Origin of the sequence: Bradyrhizobium sp. SEMIA, from assembly GCF_014844175.1 — a bacterium.
In the GTDB taxonomy this organism is placed as follows: Bacteria; Pseudomonadota; Alphaproteobacteria; order Rhizobiales; family Xanthobacteraceae; genus Bradyrhizobium; species Bradyrhizobium arachidis.
In genome coordinates, this window is sequence record NZ_CP046601.1 from 1726292 (window position 1) to 1748271 (window position 21980).

At 65.3% G+C, this 21980-nt stretch carries 20 protein-coding genes and 4 pseudogenes; 10 read left to right on the forward strand and 14 right to left on the reverse strand.

Annotated elements, in window-relative coordinates; translation table 11 throughout:
- Window positions 1-36 precede the first annotated feature (36 nt).
- The 4 genes and pseudogenes from cckA (at window position 37) to FOM02_RS08235 (ending at window position 5561) form a co-directional block, all read left to right on the forward strand.
- Window positions 37-2624 (forward strand): annotated as a pseudogene (cckA, locus tag FOM02_RS08220) (cell cycle histidine kinase CckA).
- A 327-nt stretch (window positions 2625-2951) separates the two neighbouring features.
- Window positions 2952-3772, forward strand: a pseudogene (locus tag FOM02_RS08225) (Tim44 domain-containing protein).
- A gap of 145 nt (window positions 3773-3917) precedes the next feature.
- Window positions 3918-4598 (forward strand): lectin, encoded by a 681-nt coding sequence (locus tag FOM02_RS08230; protein ID WP_027560308.1) that lies wholly within the window; start codon window positions 3918-3920, stop codon window positions 4596-4598.
- Window positions 4599-4853: 255 nt separating this feature from the next.
- Complete coding sequence (locus tag FOM02_RS08235) at window positions 4854-5561, forward strand: glutathione S-transferase (RefSeq protein WP_027560307.1); 708 nt, start codon at window positions 4854-4856, stop codon at window positions 5559-5561.
- A 295-nt stretch (window positions 5562-5856) separates the two neighbouring features.
- Here the strand turns inward: FOM02_RS08235 and FOM02_RS08240 are convergent, their stop codons facing one another.
- The 4 genes from FOM02_RS08240 to FOM02_RS08255 all read right to left on the reverse strand — a co-directional run bounded on the left by FOM02_RS08240 (window position 5857) and on the right by FOM02_RS08255 (window position 9040).
- Window positions 5857-6531: a methyltransferase family protein gene (locus tag FOM02_RS08240; protein WP_265441602.1), complete on the reverse strand. Its 675-nt coding sequence runs from the start codon at window positions 6529-6531 to the stop codon at window positions 5857-5859.
- 77 nt (window positions 6532-6608) lie between these two features.
- On the reverse strand, window positions 6609-7730 hold the full coding sequence (locus FOM02_RS08245) for a helix-turn-helix transcriptional regulator (RefSeq protein ID WP_265441603.1): 1122 nt from the start codon (window positions 7728-7730) through the stop codon (window positions 6609-6611).
- 405 nt (window positions 7731-8135) lie between these two features.
- Window positions 8136-8309: a hypothetical protein gene (locus FOM02_RS08250; RefSeq protein ID WP_265441604.1), complete on the reverse strand. Its 174-nt coding sequence runs from the start codon at window positions 8307-8309 to the stop codon at window positions 8136-8138.
- A 257-nt stretch (window positions 8310-8566) separates the two neighbouring features.
- Window positions 8567-9040, reverse strand: a complete 474-nt coding sequence (locus tag FOM02_RS08255) for a hypothetical protein (protein WP_027560304.1) — start codon at window positions 9038-9040, stop codon at window positions 8567-8569.
- Window positions 9041-9282: 242 nt separating this feature from the next.
- On the opposite strand from FOM02_RS08255, the pseudogene FOM02_RS08260 reads away from it, so the two are divergent.
- A pseudogene (locus FOM02_RS08260) lies at window positions 9283-10937 on the forward strand (fumarate hydratase).
- A gap of 95 nt (window positions 10938-11032) precedes the next feature.
- Here FOM02_RS08260 and FOM02_RS08265 read toward each other — a convergent pair.
- The 6 genes from FOM02_RS08265 to FOM02_RS08290 form a co-directional block, all read right to left on the reverse strand.
- Entirely contained in the window at window positions 11033-11953 is a 921-nt protein-coding gene (locus FOM02_RS08265) for an SH3 domain-containing protein (RefSeq protein WP_265441605.1), read from the reverse strand.
- Window positions 11954-11968: 15 nt separating this feature from the next.
- The gene (locus tag FOM02_RS08270) at window positions 11969-12265 is read right to left on the reverse strand and encodes a hypothetical protein (RefSeq protein WP_092213418.1); all 297 of its coding nucleotides are present in this window, start codon (window positions 12263-12265) and stop codon (window positions 11969-11971) included.
- 107 nt (window positions 12266-12372) lie between these two features.
- Window positions 12373-12927 carry an inner membrane-spanning protein YciB gene (locus tag FOM02_RS08275; RefSeq protein WP_027560300.1) on the reverse strand — a complete coding sequence of 185 codons (555 nt, stop codon included), beginning with the start codon at window positions 12925-12927 and terminating at the stop codon, window positions 12373-12375.
- Window positions 12928-12939: 12 nt separating this feature from the next.
- Window positions 12940-13515, reverse strand: a complete 576-nt coding sequence (locus tag FOM02_RS08280; RefSeq protein WP_265441606.1) for a hypothetical protein — start codon at window positions 13513-13515, stop codon at window positions 12940-12942.
- A gap of 76 nt (window positions 13516-13591) precedes the next feature.
- Window positions 13592-13855 carry a hypothetical protein gene (locus tag FOM02_RS08285; protein WP_027560298.1) on the reverse strand — a complete coding sequence of 88 codons (264 nt, stop codon included), beginning with the start codon at window positions 13853-13855 and terminating at the stop codon, window positions 13592-13594.
- Between the two features lie 63 nt (window positions 13856-13918).
- Entirely contained in the window at window positions 13919-15316 is a 1398-nt protein-coding gene (locus FOM02_RS08290; RefSeq protein ID WP_027560297.1) for a carotenoid oxygenase family protein, read from the reverse strand.
- 106 nt (window positions 15317-15422) lie between these two features.
- On the opposite strand from FOM02_RS08290, the pseudogene FOM02_RS08295 reads away from it, so the two are divergent.
- A pseudogene (locus tag FOM02_RS08295) lies at window positions 15423-16252 on the forward strand (TetR-like C-terminal domain-containing protein).
- A 45-nt stretch (window positions 16253-16297) separates the two neighbouring features.
- Window positions 16298-16912 (forward strand): DUF6321 domain-containing protein, encoded by a 615-nt coding sequence (locus FOM02_RS08300; protein ID WP_265441607.1) that lies wholly within the window; start codon window positions 16298-16300, stop codon window positions 16910-16912.
- Between the two features lie 3 nt (window positions 16913-16915).
- On the opposite strand, the gene FOM02_RS08305 is transcribed toward FOM02_RS08300, so the two are convergent.
- The gene (locus tag FOM02_RS08305; RefSeq protein WP_027560294.1) at window positions 16916-17521 is read right to left on the reverse strand and encodes a hypothetical protein; all 606 of its coding nucleotides are present in this window, start codon (window positions 17519-17521) and stop codon (window positions 16916-16918) included.
- 159 nt (window positions 17522-17680) lie between these two features.
- Between FOM02_RS08305 and FOM02_RS08310 the strand changes: the two genes are divergently transcribed.
- Window positions 17681-18235, forward strand: a complete 555-nt coding sequence (locus FOM02_RS08310) for an SET domain-containing protein (protein ID WP_027560293.1) — start codon at window positions 17681-17683, stop codon at window positions 18233-18235.
- A gap of 149 nt (window positions 18236-18384) precedes the next feature.
- Here the strand turns inward: FOM02_RS08310 and FOM02_RS08315 are convergent, their stop codons facing one another.
- Together FOM02_RS08315 and FOM02_RS08320 are read right to left on the reverse strand one after the other, a co-directional pair.
- Complete coding sequence (locus tag FOM02_RS08315) at window positions 18385-18783, reverse strand: hypothetical protein (protein ID WP_027560292.1); 399 nt, start codon at window positions 18781-18783, stop codon at window positions 18385-18387.
- A 37-nt stretch (window positions 18784-18820) separates the two neighbouring features.
- On the reverse strand, window positions 18821-19051 hold the full coding sequence (locus FOM02_RS08320; protein ID WP_028146219.1) for a hypothetical protein: 231 nt from the start codon (window positions 19049-19051) through the stop codon (window positions 18821-18823).
- A gap of 101 nt (window positions 19052-19152) precedes the next feature.
- Here FOM02_RS08320 and FOM02_RS08325 point away from each other — a divergent pair, with 101 nt between their 5' ends.
- Together FOM02_RS08325 and FOM02_RS08330 are read left to right on the forward strand one after the other, a co-directional pair.
- On the forward strand, window positions 19153-19974 hold the full coding sequence (locus FOM02_RS08325) for a helix-turn-helix domain-containing protein (protein WP_027560290.1): 822 nt from the start codon (window positions 19153-19155) through the stop codon (window positions 19972-19974).
- 81 nt (window positions 19975-20055) lie between these two features.
- Window positions 20056-20721 (forward strand): DsbA family oxidoreductase, encoded by a 666-nt coding sequence (locus tag FOM02_RS08330; RefSeq protein ID WP_027560289.1) that lies wholly within the window; start codon window positions 20056-20058, stop codon window positions 20719-20721.
- 5 nt (window positions 20722-20726) lie between these two features.
- On the opposite strand, the gene FOM02_RS08335 is transcribed toward FOM02_RS08330, so the two are convergent.
- The gene (locus tag FOM02_RS08335; protein WP_027560288.1) at window positions 20727-21896 is read right to left on the reverse strand and encodes a GNAT family N-acetyltransferase; all 1170 of its coding nucleotides are present in this window, start codon (window positions 21894-21896) and stop codon (window positions 20727-20729) included.
- Window positions 21897-21980: the final 84 nt, after the last annotated feature.

Here is a 21980-nt window from a genome sequence, read left to right on the forward strand (position 1 = left end):
CGTTGATTCTCTGCCAACAGGCTGCGCCAGCTTGAGATGACTGCTGAGACCGACCACGACCTCACACGCGAGCCCGTTGCGGCGCACGAGCCGTCGCCGCGCTCGGGCAGCATTGCGCTGGTGCTGCTGGTGGCCGCCGGTCTCGTTGCGGTCGCCATCGGGCTGATGACGCTCGGGCGCGCGCAGGCGCAGCCTTACATCCTCGGCATCCTCGCCGTGCTGGCGATGGTCGGCCTGTTCAACCTGTTCGCCTTCGCCGCCGGCATCATCCGCTTCGCCGACCGAAATCTCGACGATCCCATCATCGCCCGCATCTCCGATCATGCCTTCGACGGCCTCGCCGTGACCGATCCGCGCGGCCATGTGGTCTATTCCAACGCGGCCTATCTGACATTGACGGGCGCTGCCGGTCCGCAGGACGTGCGGCCCGTCGAGCGCGTCTTCATCGGCAACCCTGACGTTTCCGAGGCCGTATTCCGCCTGCTGAAGGCTGCCCGCGAGGGCAAGCGGCAGCAGGAAGAGGTGCGCATCTCCGGCCACGAGGGCAGCCAGGGCCGCTGGCTGCGGATGCGGGTACGTCCGCTCGGCAGCGGCAAGCGCGAGGCGAAATACGCGGTGTGGTCGATCGCCGACATCACCCGCGACCGCGAGCGCCAGGAGGACGTGTTCCAGGAGCTCCAGCACGCGATCGAATATCTCGATCACGCGCCTTGCGGCTTCTTCTCGGTCAATCCGGCCGGCGAGCTTGCCTATGTCAACGCGACGCTGGCGAACTGGCTCGACTACGACCTCGCCGAGATCGGTTCCGGCGGGTTGAAGCTCACCGACATCGTCTCCGGCGACGGCGCCTCGCTGCTCACCGCGATCGTGGCGGTTCCGGGCGAGGTGAAGACCGAGGTCTTCGACATCGATCTGCGCATGCGTACCGGCAAGACCATGCCGGTGCGGCTCTATCACAAGCTCGCCTTCGGCGCCGACGGTGGGCCGGGGCCGTCGCGCACGCTCGTCATCAGCCGCGCCCGCGACGAGCGCAGCGATCCCGATCGGGCCGCCGAAGTGCGCTTCATGCGCTTCTTCGACCACACGCCGATGGCGATCGCCACCGTCGATCGCGCCGGAAATGTCGTGCGGGCGACGCGCGCTACGACAGCTCGGCCAGGCAGCTCGGCCTCGACAGCGCCGCCAAGTCGATCTTCCGCGCGGTCAATTCGCGCGACCGCCAGCTCCTGATCGCGGCCATCAACCAGGCCGCCGACGGCCAGGCCGACGTCGCGCCGGTTGAGGTGGCGCTGGAAGGCACCAAGGAGCGCTGGGGCCAATTCTTCGTCACGCCAGTGGACGCCGCCGAGAACGAGGCGGAAGCGGCCATCGTGCACATGCTCGAGACCACCGAGCGGCGTGCGCTGGAAAACCAGATCAACCAGTCGCAGAAGATGGAGACGGTCGGCCAGCTCGCCGGCGGCATCGCGCACGACTTCAACAACGTGCTCTCCGCCATCATGATGGCGAACGACTTCCTGCTGAACGCGCACAAGCCGACCGATCCGTCGTTCCAGGACATCATGCAGATCAAGCAGAACGCGACGCGCGCCGCCACATTGGTGCGGCAGCTGCTGGCGTTCTCGCGGCGGCAGACGCTCCGGCCGCAGGTGCTCGATCTCGGCGACGCGCTGTCCGACCTTGCCATGCTGCTGCGCCGGCTGATCGGCGAAAAGGTCAAGCACGAGACCATCCACGGCCGCGATCTCTGGCCGGTCAAGGTCGACGTCTCCCAGTTCGAGCAGGTCATCGTCAACCTCGCGGTCAACGCCCGCGACGCCATGCCCGACGGCGGCAAGCTGATCATCCGCACCGCCAACGTTACCGCCGAGGAAGCAGCCAAGCTCGCCTACAAGGGCATGCCGGCCGCGGACTATGTGCGGATCGAGGTCGCCGACACCGGCACCGGCATTCCCGCCGACATCCGCGACAAGATCTTCGAGCCGTTCTTCTCGACGAAAGAGGTGGGCAAAGGCACCGGCCTCGGTCTCTCCACCGTCTACGGCATCGTCAAGCAGACCGGCGGCTTCATTTACGTGGACTCGGAGCCGGGGCAGGGTACCTCGTTCCACATCTTCCTGCCGCGCCATCATCCCGAGGCGGAGGTGCAGGTGGAGCAGCCGCCGGCCACGGCCGTCAGCGCCACCAATGGCGCCGCGAAGGAGGCCGCGCCCGCGGCCGCGGAGGCGAAGCCCCGTACCGATCTCACCGGGCAGGGCACCATCCTTCTCGTCGAGGACGAAGAGGGCCTGCGCGCGCTCAACGCCCGCGGCCTGCGCTCGCGCGGCTACACCGTGGTCGAGGCCGAGAACGGCGTCGAAGCCATGGAGGTGCTGGACGAGCAGAGCGGTGCGATCGATCTCGTCGTCTCCGACGTCGTGATGCCAGAGATGGACGGCCCGACGCTGCTCAAGGCAATGCGCGAGAAGAATCCCGACATCAAGTTCATCTTCGTCTCCGGCTACGCCGAGGACGCGTTCGAGAAGAGCCTGCCCGAGGGCCAGCAGTTCGACTTCCTGCCAAAGCCGTTCACCCTCAGCCAGCTCGTGGCGGCGGTGAAGGAGACGATGACGAAGCAGGGGTGAGGGCGCGCGCTCTCCACGCTCTCCGTCAATGCGAGGAGCGAAGCGACGAAGCAATCCAGACTGTCTCCGCGGAAAGATTCTGGATTGCTTCGTCGCAAGGGCTCCTCGCAATGACGGAGGAGAGAGCTCGTCCGCACTCACGTGCAAAAGCGGAATTCACCTCGTTAAGCCAGTGGTAACCCGCGACCACGGTTCCCCCGCGCCACCCCGGCAAACCCCCGCCAAATATGGGCTTTTGCCACATCCCCGCGACTGAGGGCCGCAGCTGCGGGTTCCGAAACCGTCTTCACTTTTCGGGAAGTCTGCCCATCTTAGGGGCACGTCCCCATGCCGGGGATTTGGGAAACGCACATGAATTTCTCGCAACGCTCCCGCAGTCTTTTCAAGACGATCGCTGTCGTGCTGGCGCTTGCGCTGCCGACCGCGCTCGCCATCTCGTCTGCCGATGCGCGCGTCGGCGGCGGCTGGGCGCAGGCCTGCTCGGCATGCTGTTCGGCGGCGGCCTGTTCGGCGGCCTCGGCGGCCTGTCCTCGATCCTCGGCCTGATCATCCAGATCGTGCTCGTGGTGTTCGTGGTGCGGCTGGCGATGTCGTGGTGGCAGCGCCGCCACAGTCCGCAGGCGGCCTATGCCAATGCTGACGCAGGCGCAGGTCCCGGACCGCAGACGAACTATCGCAGCGGCCTCGGTGGCGGACTTGGCGGTGGTCTCGGCGGCTTCGGCTTCGGCGCCAACAACAATGCGCCGCTCGAGATCAAGCCCGACGACTATGAGGCGTTCGAGCGCCTGCTCGGCGATATCCAGACCGCCTGGTCGAACGAGGACGTGGCCAAGCTGCACACGCTCGCGACGCCGGAAATGGTCTCCTATTTCGAGCAGGACCTTGCCCAGAACCGTGCGCGGAACGCCGTGAACAAGGTCACCAACGTGAAGCTGCTCCAGGGCGACCTCGCGGAAGCCTGGCGCGAAGGCGAGACCGAGTACGCCACCGTGGCGCTGCGCTTCGCGCTCACCGACAAGACGCTGGACCGCAACACCGGCGCGATCGTCGCCGGCAGCGAGCAGCCGGGCGAGGCGACCGAAATCTGGACCTTCGCCCGTCGTCCGGGCGGCGGCTGGGAATTGTCGGCGATCCAGCAGACCAACTGATCGCGGACGAGATGAGAAATCAGGGCGTCGTGCTTCGGCACGGCGCCTTTTTCTTTTGGGCGTCCCGCAGCGCGGCATCGGAATAAGCGGGTGCGGCTCGGGTTGGAGTCAGGCGGCGAACCAAAAACACTCCTGGGAGGACAAGATGATCCGTATCGAGAGATCCGTGACGATTTCAGGGCTCGCGCTCACGCTGGCCTTGCTTGCGGCGCCATCCGTGCACGCGCAGTCAGCTGACATGACGTTCTTCGTGACCTCCAGCGGCCCGGGCAAGGGCGCCGATCTTGGCGGCCTGGAAGGAGCCGATGCGCAGTGCGCGAGGCTCGCTCAGGCGGCCGGCGCCGGTGCCAAGACCTGGCGCGCCTATCTCTCGACGCAGGCCGCCGACGGCAAGCCGGCCGTCAACGCCCGCGATCGCATCGGCAAGGGACCGTGGCAGAATGCCAAGGGCTCGGTCATCGCCAAGGACGTTGCCGACCTGCATGGTCCGGCCAACAATCTCACCAAGCAGACGGCACTCAGCGAGAAGGGCGAGGTCAACAACGGCGCCGGCGATACGCCGAACCGGCACGACATCCTCACGGGAACGCAACCCGACGGCACGGCGTTTTCGGCCGGCGACGACAAGACCTGCAAGAACTGGACGTCGAGCACGCAGGGCGCGGCCGTCGTCGGTCACGCGGATCGCAAGGGTCTGCGCGATGACGAGCCGTCAAAGTCCTGGAACAGCTCTCACCCCTCGCGTGGTCCCGACGGCGGCTGCTCGCAGGCCGATCTGAAGAGCACCGGCGGCGACGGGCTGCTGTATTGCTTCGCGGCGAATTGAGACTCCCGTTATTGCGAGGAGCCGTCCCGCCTTCGGCGGGCCGGATGACAGACTCCGCGACGAAGCAGTCCAGACTGCCTCTGTGGAAAGATTCTGGACTGCTTCGCGGAGCCTGTCATCCGGCCGCGCTTCGCGCGGACCCGTTGGCTCGCAATGACAGTGTGCTTGTGGCGCGGCTGTTCCGTCTCGCCCTGACGGAACCCCGAGCCACATGCTACATTGGTTCCGCAGCATTCACGCTCACGGACCCCTCCCATGAAATACGAGCTCTACTATTGGCCCGAGATCCAGGGCCGCGGCGAATATGTGCGGCTGGCGCTGGAGGAGGCGGGGGCAGCTTACGTCGACGTCGCGCGGGGACCGCGCGGCACCAGTGCGATGATGAAGATGATGGACGCGGATGCCGGCACGCCGCCCTTTGCGCCGCCGTTCCTCAAAGCCGGCAAGCTCGTCATCGGCCAGACCGCGAACATCCTGCTCTATCTCGGCAGCCGCCACGGCCTCGCGCCGAAGACGGAAGCAGGCCAGCTCTGGGTGCACCAGCTTCAGCTCACCATCACCGATCTCGTGGTCGAGATCCATGACACCCATCATCCGCTCGGACCTTCGCTCTATTACGAGGACGCGCGGCCGGCCGCGAAGAAGCGCACCGCCGACTTTTGGGACGAGCGCGTCCCGAAATATCTCGGCTATTTCGAGCAACTGCTCGCCGGCAATGGTGGCGCCTACGTGACGGGTCGTCGGCTGACTTACGTCGATCTCTCGCTGTTCCAGATCGTCGCCGGGCTGCGCTACGCGTTTCCGAAGCGCATGAAGGCGTTCGAGACGGATATTCCGGGTCTCGTCGGCCTGCACGACCGGATCGCCGCGCGGCCGAACATCAAAGCCTATCTCGCATGCGAGCGCCGCATTTCCTTCAACGAGCAGGGCATCTTCCGCCGCTATCGCGAGCTCGACAATTAGCCGGTCCGGACGGAAGCTGGCGGCAGCCCCCGTTCCGGACCGGCCGTTTCGGGCGCGATCAAGCGCCCGAAAACCTGATGGCTTCCGGCAAATTGTGAGCGATCGTGACCAGCCCGCTCGCTTGACTCATCGGGCGCAAGGTCGTGCTCGTCGGGACAGGGCGGCTCGCAGAACATTGTCGCGTCTTTCGTTGTGTGGGTGCGCGTTTCCTCTAGCGAGGCTCGCATCCGGCGACGTCAGTCGATCGAAGGAGGGCAGCGTTTTTCCGTGCAGAGCGCAGCGGCGCAATGCGCGCTCACCACACGCCCGGCAGCAAACGGTAGCGCACCCGTGCTGTATAGTCGGCATAGCCTGGCAGGCCCTCGCGCAGCGTGCGCTCCTCGATTCCGATGCGGACCGCAAACAGCGCGAGGAAGAGCGGGGCCATCGCAAGTCCCCACCACGAGCCAAGCAGCAGTGGAAGGCCCGCGAAGAACAGGACCATGCCGCTGTACATGGGATGGCGCACATGGGCGTAGGGACCCGTCGAGATCACCCGCTGTGCGCGCTCGGCTTGCAGCTTCACCACGGGCGCCGCGAACGAGTTCTCGCGGAACACCCACATCGTGAACAGCATGCAGAGCACGAACAACACGAAGCCGAGGATCTGCAGGGCGAGCGGTACGTCGGATGCAAGCAGCCGCCGGTCGAGGCCCATCGCGACCAGCCAGGCCAGCATCGCAACGATGAACACTGTGATGAACGCCTTGTCAGCAGCCGGCTGTTCCCGCTGGATGACCGGACGCAGACGCTCGGCGAGCAGCGCCGGGTCGAGCCGGTAGAGCCACCAGCCACAGAGCGGGCCGAGCAAGGCAGAGGTGAGGAGGAACACCCAGGCCGAAGGCCAGTGCAAGGTCCCGGCGCAAGCGAACAGCAATGCGCCCATCGCGACGGTGAAGATCATGTTCTGCAACAGCAGTCGGGCGATCATGCTCGATCCGGCTCCATCTCGGACTGTTGTATAGAGATTTTTTCCGGCGAACATGCGGCCGGCGCGATGGGCCGGCTTCAGATCTTGATGGGCGGTGTAAAGGCCGCGATGAGCCGAACCAGATCCGCCTGCCGTTTGGTTCCGGTCTTGATGAAGATCCGGGTGAGATGGGTCTTGATCGTCGTTTCGGCGATGCCCATGCTTCTGGCTACGTCAGGAACCCCGCCGATTTCGACGATGGCGAGGAAGACGCGCAGCTCGGTCGGCGTCAGCTTGAACAGCTTGCGGATGAGGTCGGGCGCGACGATCGTATCGATCGCTGCCTTGCTGACGAACAGGACGGCACAGGCCTCAAAGCTGGCCCCGAACATCTGCCGGCGCCCGGCGGTGAGTGGCAGGAGATGTCCGACATAATGCGAGCCGTCGCGGGCCGCCAGATGCAGCGAGATGCTCGCGCTCGTCATCGCGCGGTCGCCGACAGCGGTCCCCGCCAGCGCCTGGCGCAGCGCACGATCGGCATTCAGGTCTGAGGTCACGAGCCGGCCGTGAACAGAGCGAAGCACGTCGGCGCCATCGAGAAGCTCCCGCGCGCTTTCATTGGAATGGGTGATATGGCCGTTGGCATCGAGCAACAGGACGGCGGTTCGCAGGGCGTCGAGCGTCCGGGCCGATGCCGTCCCCAGTTCGTTCTGCTGCTGGAGCTTCTGCCGGACCAGCATCGCGCGCTGCATGTGCGGCGTGAGGTAAGAGATCACCTGGTACATCCTGCGATCGACAGGACCTCCGGCCTTCATGATCGAGAGGCGGGATATTCCATCGGGAGACTTGTCGAGCAGGATATTGGCGGCGTCCTCGAGACCCTGCGGCCGGGTCCATTCGTTGTAGAACGTGGTCGTCCGGAATTCGTCGACGTCGATCCAGTCCCGGATCGTCTGGATCTGGCCGACCGGCGCGTGGAGCACGCCGCGCGATGGATCGAATGGCTCATAGGTTTCGATGTAGGACTGAATATAGGCCGGCTCGACACCGACGGCGTGCGAAATCACGGCCTCGCCGCCGGCCCCGATCCGGACCAGGCCGCCGCTCTGACCGCCCGCCAGATCGACGATGCTGCCAAGCGTGGTCGTCCATCGGGAATCGTCGAGCGAGGCATCGTAGATATCCGTCACCAGCGAGAGCAGCTTGTCATTCAGTTCCATTGGCTTGCAGTTCCATTGGCTCGTCCCATGGGCGCCCGGACGGGCTCGTCGGTCTCGCAGATGAGCACGCCGGATGCGGAATCTTGATGAGCCGGATCACACTTGATGTGACTGGGCAGGTGCCCGCTCGGTTCAGCGCCGCCTTTGCGGATGCTGAACGAGACCGGCCGGGTGCTGGCGGCGAGGAGGGCGGACGTGGCGAGGAACAGCCGGGCCGGTGGCCAATGGAGGTCACGGCGGACGCGAACAACAGCGGGCCACCGGGATGAAGAGTATCGTGTTCCGCTGCGCTGGGCGCGGGGTCAACCGCGCACGATTTTGATTCGGCTATCCGGCAAAGATGCGGCGCGGACGCGCGAAAAGCCCGATCGACCGGATCGGGCGTTTCAACTTGGAAAGGACCGATCAGGCGAGCTGATCGATCCGCGTGCCCTGGCCCGGCGGCAACGGCGCGGGCGGCTGCGGCTTGTAGGTCGGGTCGTTGTCCTTGGTCTTGGTCTGATCGTCCTGCTGCTTGGTCGTGTCGTAGCTCGGCACCACGATCGCGATCGGCGGCGGAGCAACGGTAGAAACGCTCATCCACAAATCCTCACACATGGAAACAATTGACCCTGCCCCAGCAGGAGCGAAACTTCCGTCAAGGCAATTGTTAAAATGCGAGGAATGGTGCGGTGGAATGCGCCTTTTCGCGCCTCATCGCGCTGTGCAAGGAAGCGTACGAACCTCTCCTCGTCATTGCGAGCGCAGCGAAGCAATCCGGTCTGCCTCCGCGGAGGGATTCTGGATTGCTTTGCTGCGCTCGCAATGACGGAGCGTGCGGAGAGAGCGAGGCTTGCCTACTCGTCCTTGCCGCGCGTGATCGCGATGGAGGCATCCGTCTTGGTGCGGGTGCAGTCCATGTTGAGCCGCCGGTAACGCATCGTGATCTTGTCACCGCGCAAGAGACCCATCCGCTTCAGGCAGCGTGTCGCGCCCGTGGTGGTGTCGTCCTTGGTCACGGTGAAGACGATCGCCGCCATCGACCCCACCAGCGCGAAGAACTCCGGCGTTGGCTTGCGGTCGCCCTTGGCATAGAGCTCGATCGAATATTTGTCGCCGCGGCAACCCACCGACAGCTCCTTGGCCGAGGGATGCGCCAGGTACACGATGTTGCCGGCGCGGAAATTCACCTTGAGACGATCGATCTGGTTCGCCAGCTCCTTGGCACTGTCATCGCAGCGGTCGGCGCGCGCGGGCGAGGTGAGGGTCACAAGGCCGGTGACGGCGGCGGCGACAAGAATCGCGCCGCGGAGGTTCAGTTTGAAAATCATGATGAAAAGCCCCTGAGGGCGCGCATTCAACCTTTGTCGCGCCCGGAGCGCAAGGGGTGCACCCAGGTCTTCCGAGCATCATGATGGCCATGCGGCTCCGCTGACATCGCAGAAAGAGGGCCGTCAGGCTGCCGAATCCGGATGCCCCGGCCGCGCCGGAACGCCTTCCCTTTGCGTCAAAAAAGCTTAGAACGCTTCTATGCTAGGGCCCGCCAGGGCTCCAAAACCCCGAGATTTGCCCCATGAACGCTCCCACCGCCTTCCCCGACCCGTCAAAGCCCGTTCCGCCCTACAAGCATACCCCGCTGTTTCCCCTGGGCAAGGACGAGACGCCCTACAAGAAGATTTCGTCCGAGGGTGTCAGGGTCGAGAAGGTTCTGGGCAAGGACATGCTGGTGGTGTCGCGCGAAGCGCTGCGGGCGCTGTCGGAGGCGGCTTTTGGCGACATCAATCACTATCTGCGCCCCGGCCATCTGAAGCAGCTTCGCGCGATCCTCGAAGACGGCGAGGCGAGCCCGAACGACAAGTTCGTCGCGCTGGACTTTTTGAAGAACGCCAACATCGCGGCCGGCGGCGTGCTGCCGATGTGCCAGGACACCGGCACCGCGATCATCATGGGCAAGAAGGGCTGCAACGTCATCACCGACGGCGACGACGAGGCCGCGCTGTCGGAAGGCGCGCGCGATGCTTACTTGCGCCGCAATCTGCGCTACTCGCAGGTGGCTCCGCTCTCGATGTACGAGGAGAAGAACACCGCCAACAACATGCCGGCGCAGTGCGAGATCTACGCCGAGGGTGACGACGCCTACAAGTTCATGTTCATGGCCAAGGGCGGCGGCTCCGCCAACAAGAGCTTCCTGTTCCAGGCGACGCCCTCGGTGCTGACCAAGGACCGGCTGCTCGCGTTCCTGAAGGAAAAGATCCTGACGCTCGGCACCGCCGCGTGCCCGCCTTATCACCTCGCCATCGTCATCGGCGGCACCTCTGCCGAGCTCTGCATGAAGACGGTGAAGCTCGCTTCCGCCCGCTATCTTGATGCGCTGCCAACCCACGGTTCGCCTGACGGCAACGCCTTCCGCGACGTCGAGATGGAGAAGGAAATCCACAAGATGACGCAAAGCCTGGGTGTGGGCGCGCAGTTCGGCGGAAAATATTTCTGCCACGACGTGCGCGTGATCCGCATGCCACGTCATGGCGCTTCGCTGCCGATCGGGCTTGGCGTGTCCTGCTCCGCCGACCGCCAGGTGCTGGGCAAGATCACCAAGGACGGCATCTATCTCGAGGAGCTCGAGCACAATCCGGCGCAGTATCTGCCGCAGGTCGAGCAGTCGCTCGGCGGCGAGGTCGTCAAGATCGACTCGACCAGCCGATGAAGGACATCCTGGCGACGTTCTCGAAGTACCCGATCAAGACCCGCGTATCGATGACCGGCACCATGATCGTCGCGCGCGATAGCGCCCATGCCAAGCTGCGCGAGCGGCTGGAGAAGGGCGAGCCGCTGCCTGACTATTTCAAGAACCATCCGGTCTATTACGCCGGCCCCGCCAAGACGCCCGAGGGCTATGCCTCAGGCGCGTTCGGTCCGACCACTGCGGGCCGCATGGATTCCTTCGTCGACCAGTTCCAGGCCGCGGGCGGCTCGATGGTGATGGTGGCCAAGGGCAACCGCGCGCCGGCGGTGCGCGAGGCCTGCAAGAAGTATGGTGGCTTCTATCTCGGCTCGATCGGCGGTGCCGCGGCGAACCTTGCCGAGCACTGCATCAAGAAGGTCGAGGTGCTCGAATATCCCGAGCTCGGCATGGAAGCCATCTGGCGCATCGAAGTCGTCGACTTCCCGGCGTTCATCATCATCGATGACAAGGGGAACGACTTCTTCAAGGAATTGAATTTGGGCTGACCTGTCATGGCCGGGCTTGACCCGGCCATCCATCGTTCTTCGATGGATACGCAGGTCATGCCCGCGTATGACGAGATGTATTATCGGCGAAGCCTCTAACTACAATTCGTGACCTGGTTGGAGCACAGCGCGCGCCACCAGCCTCGGACGCCGTCGTAGCTCTCGACGAGGCCCCAGACGCCGCTGCACGCCATGAGCCGCTTCGGTCCGCCGTCGCCGTCAATCGGGCCGCCAAGCTCGTGCTGAGCTGGCATCCATTTGGCATCGACGAAGGGCGCCTGGAAAAGTCCGCCCATGCGCGTGGCGCCATTGGCGTAATTCGCGCCGACCTTGTTCGACGCGACCCAGCCGCGGCCCGCATAGGGTTTTGGCGCGCTGCGCGGATATCGCTTCTCGTCCTCGTAGTCCTTGCCCGGGGCCCTCGCGCCTTCGATCAGGAACCAGCCGTCCCTGAAGCCGACGATGCGGAATTCGGTGAGCCAGCCGCCGTCGGGCGTGTTCTCGGCGCCGCCGAGCTTGAGCCGGTAGGGCGGCGGCAGCGTGCCGAGCACGCGTGCTTTCACTGAAGGTTCAGCCCGCACGTTGAGGCCGCTCGGGTCCTTGTCGATGGACCAGGCGCCGAGATCGCACGGCTCGGTGCCTTCGGGCAGGCTGGCGCGTTTTGCGGCGAGATCGGCGTGCAGTTTTGCGAAGTCGGCGTCGTCGTTGTCGGGCGCCGGCTCGGTGCGCGGCTTCAACGCGGCCGAGATCGCGCGCGTCGCGTCCGCCGTCAGCGTGACGACGAGGACTTGGCGCGCGGCGAACACGCTTGCCGGCGTCTTCGGATCGTTTGATGGCGCCGGATAGACCGCGAGATAGCCGGTCGAGCCTTCGGTGCGGTAGGCGAGGCCTGCGACGTAGCCCGCCGGCACCATGGCGAGCGCGCTTGCACGCCACGCCGGTTCGGTGTCATCCGCGCGCGCCGCCAGTGTCGCGACGCACAGGATCGTTGCCGCGATGAGACGGAGCGCACGCATGATGCAGCGCGGTCTTTACGCCCGCGCGCCCGTGAACGGGAAGCTGCCCATCGGGCCGATGCCCATTTCGCCGCTCATGCTGTCGCCGGAGACCTTTCCGATGAACTCGAGGGTCAACGGCATCGGATTGGTGATCGAGACCTTCCAGTTGATGGCGTCGCCGCTGATGGTGCCGTCGAAGATCTCGGCGGAATTACCATCGGCGCCCTGCGTGCCCGTCAGCGTGCCGCCGGAGCTCAGCAGGGTCAGTGTCGCCTGCCGCTCGCCCATCGGCGTCGTCATCGTCAGATTCCAGTTGCCGTCTACGGCCATTCCCGTCTCCCGAACAAATCCCGGCGGGCCACGACAATCCGCGGCCAGTCCTGGGTCGAGCGTATAGCGCAACTCGCGGGGCCTGCCTAACCCAGCATTGGAGGCATTTAGGCGCGGGCAGCCGCGCGGCGGCGGCTGGTGACGATGAGCCTGAGAACCACATATTGCACGGCAAAGGCCAGGATCTTGGCGCCGCCCGCGACCACTGTGATGTAGAACGCCCACAGCTTCAGATCGCCGGTCGAAGCCACGAAGATCATGCCGGCGCCGATCGCGAACATCAGCGCCGCCCACGCATAGCCTGCGGCCGTCACATATTCCGGGACGGTCTCGGTGACGATCGGCGGCATGTAGCGCAGCATCCAGCCGCGCTTGAGCATGATGGCACCGATCGCGAAATGCGCGATCGAGGGCTTTGCCAGCATGAAGCGGGGATCGTTGGTCAAAAGCGTGACGGCTCCCAGCACGACAACGAGCGCGACGCTCGCATAAGTCATGAAGTTCAACTGCTGCCCCTTGATCCGGGCGTAGATCACCTGCGCGACCGCGCCGGCAATCGCCACCGACGTCGCCAGGATGACGTTGTCGGTGACGAGATAGATGACCAGGAAGATGATCGCGGAGAGGAAGTCGGAGGCGAGGCGGGCGAATACGTCCTTCATCGTCGGTCCTGTTCAGCGAGGGGCGGGCAGTGCGCCGGACGGCGTACCGTACTTGATCTGGCGATACTCAGGATACCACTTTGTGAAGTAGATCGCGCTGTTGCGGGCGGCGAAGGCCACCGCAAGGCTCGACCAGAGCGGCAGGCCGGGGACGTAGAGCAACACGAGATTGGCGCCTGCCATGAGCAGCGCGGCCACGGTCCAGGCGCCGGTGATGATGTAATTGGCATAGCGGAAGCCGGGCATCGCCGCGGTCTCGGCCGGGACCGATTCAAGCGCATATTGCAGCGTGAAAGGATGGCGGACCAGCATCGAGCCGAGCGAGATGACGAAGATGCCGATATCGACCGACAGCTTCACGCCGAGCGTCCCAAGCGCGGGGTCGAGCAGCGTGAGATGGAGGCCGATCGCGGCGAACATGATCGCCGAGCCCGTGGCCAGGATCTTCACCGAGCGGCCGCGCGCCACGTCGATCGCAACGGTGGCGAGGCAGATCGCGGATGCCGCGAACACGCTGACCGCGGCCGACGTCACCAGCATAAGGAAGGTGAAGGCGCCGTAGGGCGCGAGGATCAAGAAAATCGCCATGGGCCGCCTCGGTCAGGTCGATCTTTACGATGTAAAGATCAGTAGTCCAGGCGCGACGTTGGGTCAAGCAAAATCTTTACAGTGTCAAAATCGTGTAGGTGACTTCCAGAAAGTGAAGTGCTGCAACGGCTTGGTCGGACGCCTCGTCGGCCAATTCCGCCCAGGGCAGGCGCGACAGGACCGGCAGCGCGGAGGCAACCAGGAGGCCGACGGCCAGCAGGATGCCTCCGTTGAAAATGGCATGGTCCCGTCGCCGCAGCCGGATCATCTGGAGCGCGAGCACGGCGCCGGTCAGGGCGAGGACGGCAAGGCAGCCCGCGGTGACCGAGGAAATGTGCATGGGAAACTCCTCTTTCCGTCGTTTCCTGGTTCGCAACTTCGTCGCGCCCGGAATGACCGGGCGCTACGCCGCTCCCACCCAGTTGCCGTGAAAGCCATCGGGCACGCGGTGGCCGAGCTGCACCAGTGCGACGGGCCCGACCTCGATATCGGAGGCGTTGAACACCGCGAGGTCGCTGCGGTTCTCCCGCGCGCGCCAGACCACGGCGAGCAGCCAGCCGTCGCCCTCGGGCGCATCTTGCGAGCGTTCGACGAACACCGGCTCGGAGATGGTATCGCCGGTGGGCAGCAGATAATGGCCGAGCCGCCGGCCGTTGCCGTCAACATGGACGATGCCCGAGAGCGCGCCGAACATCGGCAGTTTTGGATTGGCGCAGGCGTACCAGCCGTGACGGCTCTTCAACCCGGCGCGGCGATCGTCGATGCGCGGGAATTCGCCGGTGAGATCGTCCAGATATGTCTGCTGGAAGCGGTCGGTATTCCCTGAGAGATCGAACGTCCAGCGGCAGTGTCGGGCGCGCGATTTCTCCGGATCGGTCGGCCGTCCGTCGGGATGCGGAAACAGCGGCGCTTCCTCGAACTGCATGACGTCGGCGATGATGCGGTTCTCCTCCTCCCACGCGTTCATGACGTGGAAGACGTAGCAGGCTTCAGCCCGGAACCAGACGATGTCCTTCGCCGTGCCGCTGCGCTTCATCACGCCGACATAGGCGCCCTTGTCCGGCTCCCAGGCATAAGGCGGCCGTCCGCTCATCGCGCGCTCCATGCTGCCGGTGATGGGCAGGATCGGAAACAACACATGGTTCGCGGTGACGATGAAGTCGTGCACCATGCTGGCATAGGGCGCCTCGAAACGTTCAAAGCGCGTTGCCTTGCCGGAGGGATCGATCGATCCGTAGGAGAGGGCAGGCGTCAGCGGCCCCGCGGCGTTGTAGCCGAAGAACACGAGCTCGCCTGTGACGGGATCGACCTTCGGATGCGCGGTGAAACTGCCGGCGACGCGGCCCTGGTAGTTGTGATAGCCGCGTGTCGCGAGCGTGCCCGGCTCGATCTCGGTCGGCAGATGCGCTTCTTCCAGCGCAAGCAGCTTGCCGGCATGGAAGATGATGTTGGTGTTGGCGACGCCGCCGTCAGTGAGGTTTGCCGGGGCATCCGGCAGCTTGCGGCCGAAGCCGCCGAACAGCGCACGGCCGGCATCATGCTCGGCGAGCCATTTCGGCGTGCGGACCCAGCGGTTGCGATAGCTGGCGCGGCCGTTCTCCAGATGAAAGGCATGCAGCATGCCGTCGCCGACGAACCAGTGCGCACCGGGGGAATCGAACTGCGGATTGGGCCCGTTGCGATAGAGCGTGCCGTTCAGCTCGCGCGGCAATTCGCCGACGATCTTGAGGAAGGGCGCGTCGGCCTCGAATGGAATCGGGCCGAGGTTATGGCGGCGCTCGGCGATAGCGTCCTGCTGCACGGCGTTGCCCTCCATATCTTTACATCGTCAAGATTCGATAGGGCCGATCGCGGCTTCCGTCAAGTGAAATCTTTACACTGTAAATATTGCGTCATATAGCTTGCAAATGGCCAAGAGCGACACCAAGGGCGAAACAGCGCGTCACCCACGTGCCCCCGGACGAACAACGTCGACCGCGGCGTCGCGCCCGGCGCGCCGCCCAGCGAGTGCGAAGACCGATACGCCCTATCATCACGGCGCCCTGCGCGAGGCGCTGCTCCAGGCCGCCGAACGGGTGCTGGAGCGCGACGGGCTTGGCGGCCTGACGTTGCGGGCGGTGGGCCTACTCAGTCCAGCGCCTGCGCGAGGCGCTGCCAGGCCGGCCGAACGGGGTTGCTGGGAGCGCGACTGGCTGGGCGGCTGACGTGGCGGGCGGTGCGCGCGAGGCCGGCGTCTCGCATGTCCGCGCGACGCAGTCATTCGGCGATCTCACCGGTCTCGTCAGCGAGCTCGCGGCCGTCGGCTTCCGCCAGTTCAACGGCGGCGATGGCCTCGTCCTGCGAGGCCGCCGCCACGCCGCTCGAGCGCGCGCTGGCGCGTCCGAAGGCCTATGTCGCCTATGCGCAGGCGCATCCCGGCATGTACGGCATCATGTTCCGGACCGAGCGGCTCGATTATTCCAGACCGTCGTTGCAAGAGGCGGCTGAGGCTTCGTTTGCCGGACTTGCCAATGCCATCGGCGCGATGCGCCAGGAGCAGATCAGCGGCGATGCGCTGACGTTGAACCAGGGCGCGGCGATCGCGCGCGCCTGGTCGATGGTGCACGGCTTCACCATGCTGCTGCTCGACGGGCGCCTCGAGGACATTCTGGAGCGTCTGCCCGAGGGCACGACGGCCGAACGGCTGCTCGAGGCAATGCTGACCGCGCCCATCACGGGCAAGCTGCCAGGGCCCTGATCGACGGCCGAGGCAACCCTTGCCGTGGTCAGGCGTTGACGCCGCATGGCAAGATCACCGCGCGCTCCCTGGAAACGCCCCAATCCGCGCAAGCGCGCGGGCAAGGCATCCAAGCACCTCACGCCCGCGCAGAAATCGGCGGCGAAGACGCGCGCCCGCCGCGCCGGCCGCCGCTATCCCAACCTCGTGGACAACATGCGCATGGCAGCGAAGAAGACTTCCAAATCCTCGAAGGCAAAGACGTCAGCGAAGAAAAGATCAACGAAGAAGAGCCGCAAGCGCACCGCGAAGAAGACGGCAAAGTCCTCGCGCAAGCGCAAGTCACCGGCGCGGGGAAAGGATCCGCGCGGCGGCCTGACCGCAGCCGGCCGCAAAGCTTTTGCGCGCAAGCAGGGCGCTCACTTGCGGCCCGGCGTCACCAAGAAGGAGTCCGAGATGACGCCGCAGGAGATGCGGCGCAAGGGCAGCTGGGCAGTTCGCTTCTACGGCCGCGCGAAGCTGCCGCCTCTCGTCGATGAAAACGGGAAGCCGACCCGTCACGCGCTCTCGGCGCATGCCTGGGGCGAGCCCGTCCCGAGGACGGTTGCGGCGGCACGGCGCATGGCGGCAAAGGGCGAGCGTCTGCTGGCGCGCTATCGCCGCGCCAAGGCCAGGGGGTAGTGCCTAGCGCATCGTTGCGAGCTCGACAGCGCGGCCGCGATTGCCGATGATCTTCACCTCGTCCTTGCCGCAAGTGAAGCTGCGGGCGAAATCGTCGGCGGCCTTGCGCGCAAGCTTGTTGGCGTCGGGGTTGGCGACTGCATCGACATAGGCGACATGGCAGACCGGGCCCGGCGGCAGCCGCGTCACGACCAGCAGGGCTTTGGTGTTCGGCCGTCCCTTCTTGTCGGGATCGTTGTTGTCGGCGATGTGCCAGCGCTGGATGATCGCAAACGGCTTTGCGCCCGCAGTCCGCCATTCGACGGTGGTCTCGGATGAATTGAACGAGGCGAACCAGGTCTGTGCCGCCGGTTCCTCTGCAGCGACCTTGCGGCTGCGGCCGACCGAGACGATCTCGCGCAGATCGTCCTCGTCGATCAGCACGATCAGGCCGCCCTTGCCCGGGCAGACTCGCGTCGTGCTGCCGTCGAGCTCGCTGGGTTTGCCGACCTGACGGCAGTCCTTTGGCGCTGTCGACGTGTAGGAGCTGCCCATGGATTGGGCGACTGCGCTATTGAGGCCGATGCAGCTGATCAGGACGGCCAAGCCGGTGCGGGTCATACGGTTCATGATGACACCTTCAAGTCGCGGGAACCTTTCCATCAGACGTCTTCATTGTGGGCAAGGTTCAAACAACGGCGCGATAGACCTGACAGCGGCGCGGAATCGTTCTAGAAGGGCGGCTTCCGCCCGCGCTTGCCGCATCTCGTTCGCGTCACTCATTCGATCATGCCAGCCATCGCTTCCAGCAAAGCTTATCGCGTCGGCCGTTCCAAGACCGGCCTTGGCCTCTTCGCCACCATGCCGATCAAGAAGGGCACCCGGATTATCCGCTATTTCGGGCCGATCCTGGACTCGCGCATTCCCGCGCATGACGAGATCGAGAACAAATATCTGTTCGAGCTCAACGGCCGCTGGACCATCGACGGCTCAGTGCGCAAGAATCTCGCACGCTACATCAACCATTCCTGCCGGCCCAACGCGGAGTCGGATGTCCGCCCGCGCGAGCGCAAGGTGTTCATCCGCGCCATCAAGAACATCGAGCCCGGCGACGAGATCAACTACGATTACGGTACCGACTATTTCAAGGCGTATCTGAAGCCGATCGGCTGCAAATGCGCCTCCTGCGAGAACAAGCGCAAGAAGCTGCGTGCCGAGGCGCGGGTCGAACGCGCCAAGGTGAAGGCGCGCACGGAAGCCAAGGCCAAGAAGGCGCGCGTCAAGGGCGCCAAAAAGAAGAAGCTGAACGGTCACGCGTTCGTCAAGGCCCGCGCGGGGGCATAGCCTTTAACCGAGGTGTCATGCCCCGCGAAAGCGCGGCATCCAGTACGCCGCAGCTTCTCCGTATCCGCGGCGTCTCTGGAATACTGGGTCGCCCCGGTCCAGTGCACAGTTGCGCACAAGGCCGGGCGCCGACAGCCGCGGATGTGGCCTTACGCCGCCACAACACTCCCGCTCTTCCGCAATCCCACATATTGCAGCTCGGCGAACACGCCGGTTGCGACCGCCTGCGCCACGATCATGAGCTCGCCGGCAAGGTTCGGCGACACCGCGCCCGAAAGCAGCAGCGCGATGCTGGCGATCGTCCAGGCTGCGTTGCCGATCACGACCAGCAGCACGAGCGGCTTTGCAAGGCAGGCGCGCGAGGCGAGCCAGCCGACCAGAGCGGTGTAGGCGATCAGGAACAGGCCGGTCTCGCGCAGCAGCGCTTCGGGCAGGTTGAACAGCGAAGCAAACGCGCCTGCGCCGAAGGTGAAGCCGAGGGCGGCGATGCCGCTGAAGATGGCATCGGCGAGCAGGGCGCGGCGCAGGAAGGTGGATGCGTCGATCATCGTAGGTCTCCTTGGCTGGTTGGGCTCGGGGTGGAATTCAGCGCAGTCCGCGCCACCAGGCGCGAAGCAAGCGGGCGATGCGGTACGGGCAGAGGCTCCTGCCGACGCCGTGCTCGAAGGCGACAACCTGGGCGACGACATAGTCGCCGGTCGAATGCACCAGCGGCTCCGGCATGTTGAGGCTGCGCGCCAGCATGCGGGTGGCGAGCGCGATCGCCCATGGAAGAAGGTGGTCCACGACGGTTCGGTAGAGCAGCAGCGCGATCATGGTCATCTCCTGTTGCGACCCAAGATGCGCGCGCCCGCGCCCCAATTCGATTACCTCGCGGGTAATGGAAGGGCTGAAATCCGCATGCTAGGTTTTCGACCATGAACGCACACGCATCCACGGCACAGGCCGAACGCAGCCAGCCGGTCCATATCGGCGATCATTTGCGCGAATGGCGGCAGCGCCGCCGGATGAGCCAGCTCGATCTGGCGGGCGAGGCCGAAATCTCGGCGCGGCATTTGAGCTTCGTCGAGACCGGACGAGCCGCACCCTCGCGCGACATGGTGCTCAGGCTCGCGGAGCGTCTCGATGTGCCCTTGCGCGAGCGCAACGTGCTGCTGGTCGCGGCCGGTTTCGCGCCCGCGTTCCCGCAGCGCCCGCTGGAGGATCCCGCCTTGAAATCAGCCCGCCAGGCGATCGACCTCGTCCTCAAGGCGCATGAGCCCAATCCGGCGCTGGCCTATGATCGGCACTGGAACCTGGTCTCCGCCAATCGCATGGTCGCGCCGCTGCTCGAGGGCATCCCGGAGCGGCTGCTCGGCCAGCCCTTCAACGTGCTCCGGCTCGCCTTTCACCCGGAGGGGCTGGCGCCGCGCACCGTCAATCTCGCGGAATGGTGCGCGCATCTGCTCGAGCGGCTGCACCGTCAATGCGAGGCCAGCGCCGATCCCGAGCTGATCAAGCTCTATCACGACCTCAAGAGCTATCCCATTCCAGCGCGCTCGGCGCCGTTGTCCAGCGACGCCGTCGCGATCCCCTTCAAGCTGCGCCATGATGGAGAGATACTAAGTTTCTTCTCCACCACCATGGTGTTCGGCACTCCCGTGGACATCACCCTGTCCGAGCTGGCGCTGGAGACGTTCTTCCCGGCGGATGAACGCACGGCCGAGCGGCTCAAGCAGATGGCCGCAGCCATGTCCTAGTGCTATATCCGGCGCCCTTGCCTCAGGGCGTGTTCGGCTTATCTTGGGGCGAACTCGCACCGCCCGAAGGAGGCGCCTGACATGAGCACGCTCAAACCGCTCCAGATCGACGTCGTCTCCGACGTGGTGTGCCCGTGGTGCTATATCGGCAAGCACAGGATCGAGAGCGCGCTGGCGCTCGTGCCCGACGTTCCCGTCAAGCTCAATTTCCGTCCCTTCTTCCTCAATCCCTGGGTGCCGCGCGAGGGCATCAGCCGCGAGGCCTATCTCACCCAGAAGTTCGGCTCGGTCGAAGCGTACAAGGGCATTGCCGGGCGCGTCGTCGCGGCTGCCAGCGAAGAGGGCCTCGTCTACAAGCCAGAGCTGGTGGCGCGGCAGCCCAACACGACCGATTGCCATCGCCTGATCCTCTGGGCCGAGGCGATCGGCAAGGCGCCCGAGATGAAGCAGCGCCTGATGGAGCTGTACTTCCGCGACGGCGGCGATCTCACCGACGTCAACGTGCTGGTGCAGGCGGCCGCCGATATCGGCCTTGACGCCGACGACGTGCGCAAGCGCCTCGCCACCGACGAGGACGTTGCGCGCGTTTCTGCCGACGCGCAGGAGGCCGCCGAAAAGGGCATCTCCGGCGTGCCGACCTACGTCTTCGCGCAGAAATATGCCGTCTCCGGCGCGCAGGATCCGAACCTGCTCGCCCGTGCCATCCGCCAGGTGTTGGAGGAGATCAACGCGCAGGCGGCGGAGTAACTGGCCTATTTGCGGAGCAGGTGAACTGCCCGGCGCGCCGCCGCGTAGGCGGCGCCGTGCGCTGCGAGCGCTCCGTGAATGAGCGCCACAACCGGATCGTTCCGCCGCAGCGGGATCAGCACGTCGCCGATCGCGAAGCGTCCGCGCCAGATCGGATTGATCATGGGATGGTCGGCACTCGCGGTGGAATCCGCGCTCGCAATGGCCGGATCGGCGCAGAGATGGCGGGTGAGGTCGAGCGTGAGCTGCACGCCCGGCGAATATTTTGCAAAACGCTCGTCGATGCCGAGCTTGAAGAAGAAGGCGCGGTCCCGGTGACGTAGCACGATGCCGGCGGCGACCGGCGTCGTGCCGGCGCGCAAGCTGACGATCTCGCACTGTGCGGTTTCTGCCAGAGCCGGCACGGCGCGGCGGATGAAGGTTGCGTCACCCGCATCCTGGATTAGCGCAGTGCCGCGCTTGCCTTTCCAGCCGCTGGCTTCAAGCTGCAAGAATGTTTCGAGCGCGAGCCTGATCTCGTCAGGATTGCGCGCGACTTCGAATGCGACGGGCCCATGCTCTTCGAGACGATGTCGCTGGCGGCGCAGCTCCTTGAGCTTTTTGGTGCCGAGCGCCTCGCGCAGCAGCGTCTCGCCATCCTGCGTCGCGTCGAGGCTGGCGCGGATGTAGGAACCGAGCACGCGCGGCTTCAGGCCGTCGCGGTTGAGAACTTGCTGGAGTGAATTCATCGCCGCGCCGTCGAGGGCGACGTCGTTCAGCACGAGCGCATGCGCGCCGGCCTCGCGTGCCTGCTGCAACAAGCGCGCGGCCGCCTCGACCGGAGCGTCGCGGTCGATCAGCGGGCTGCACAGCGTGCCGTAGGGATGCGCGCTCACCAGCGCGGGCAGGGGGATCTTCAGGGCGCGCCAGAGCGAGATCACCGGCATCAGCCCGGTCAGCCGCACTGAGGATCCATCATATGCGGCAAGCGCGGAGGCATCCGTGCGGCCGCGCGCACTTGCGCTGACAGCGAGCTCCCAGGCGGGCAGATAATATCCGTTCGGCTCGACCGCGCGCTGCGCCAGCGCACGCCATTGGCCGGGGTCGATCGCAGTGAGCGGGACGCGCGCGCCCATGGCCGCGGCATGCCTTGCCGATGCCGGATTGATCGCAGCCTGGTGCGCGATATCGACCACGTCCCGTCGTTCCCCGTTCAGGAGGTCATGCTTAGCGCAAAGATTGGAAAATACCGTTGGGACGCCGCTTCAATTCGAGTGGTA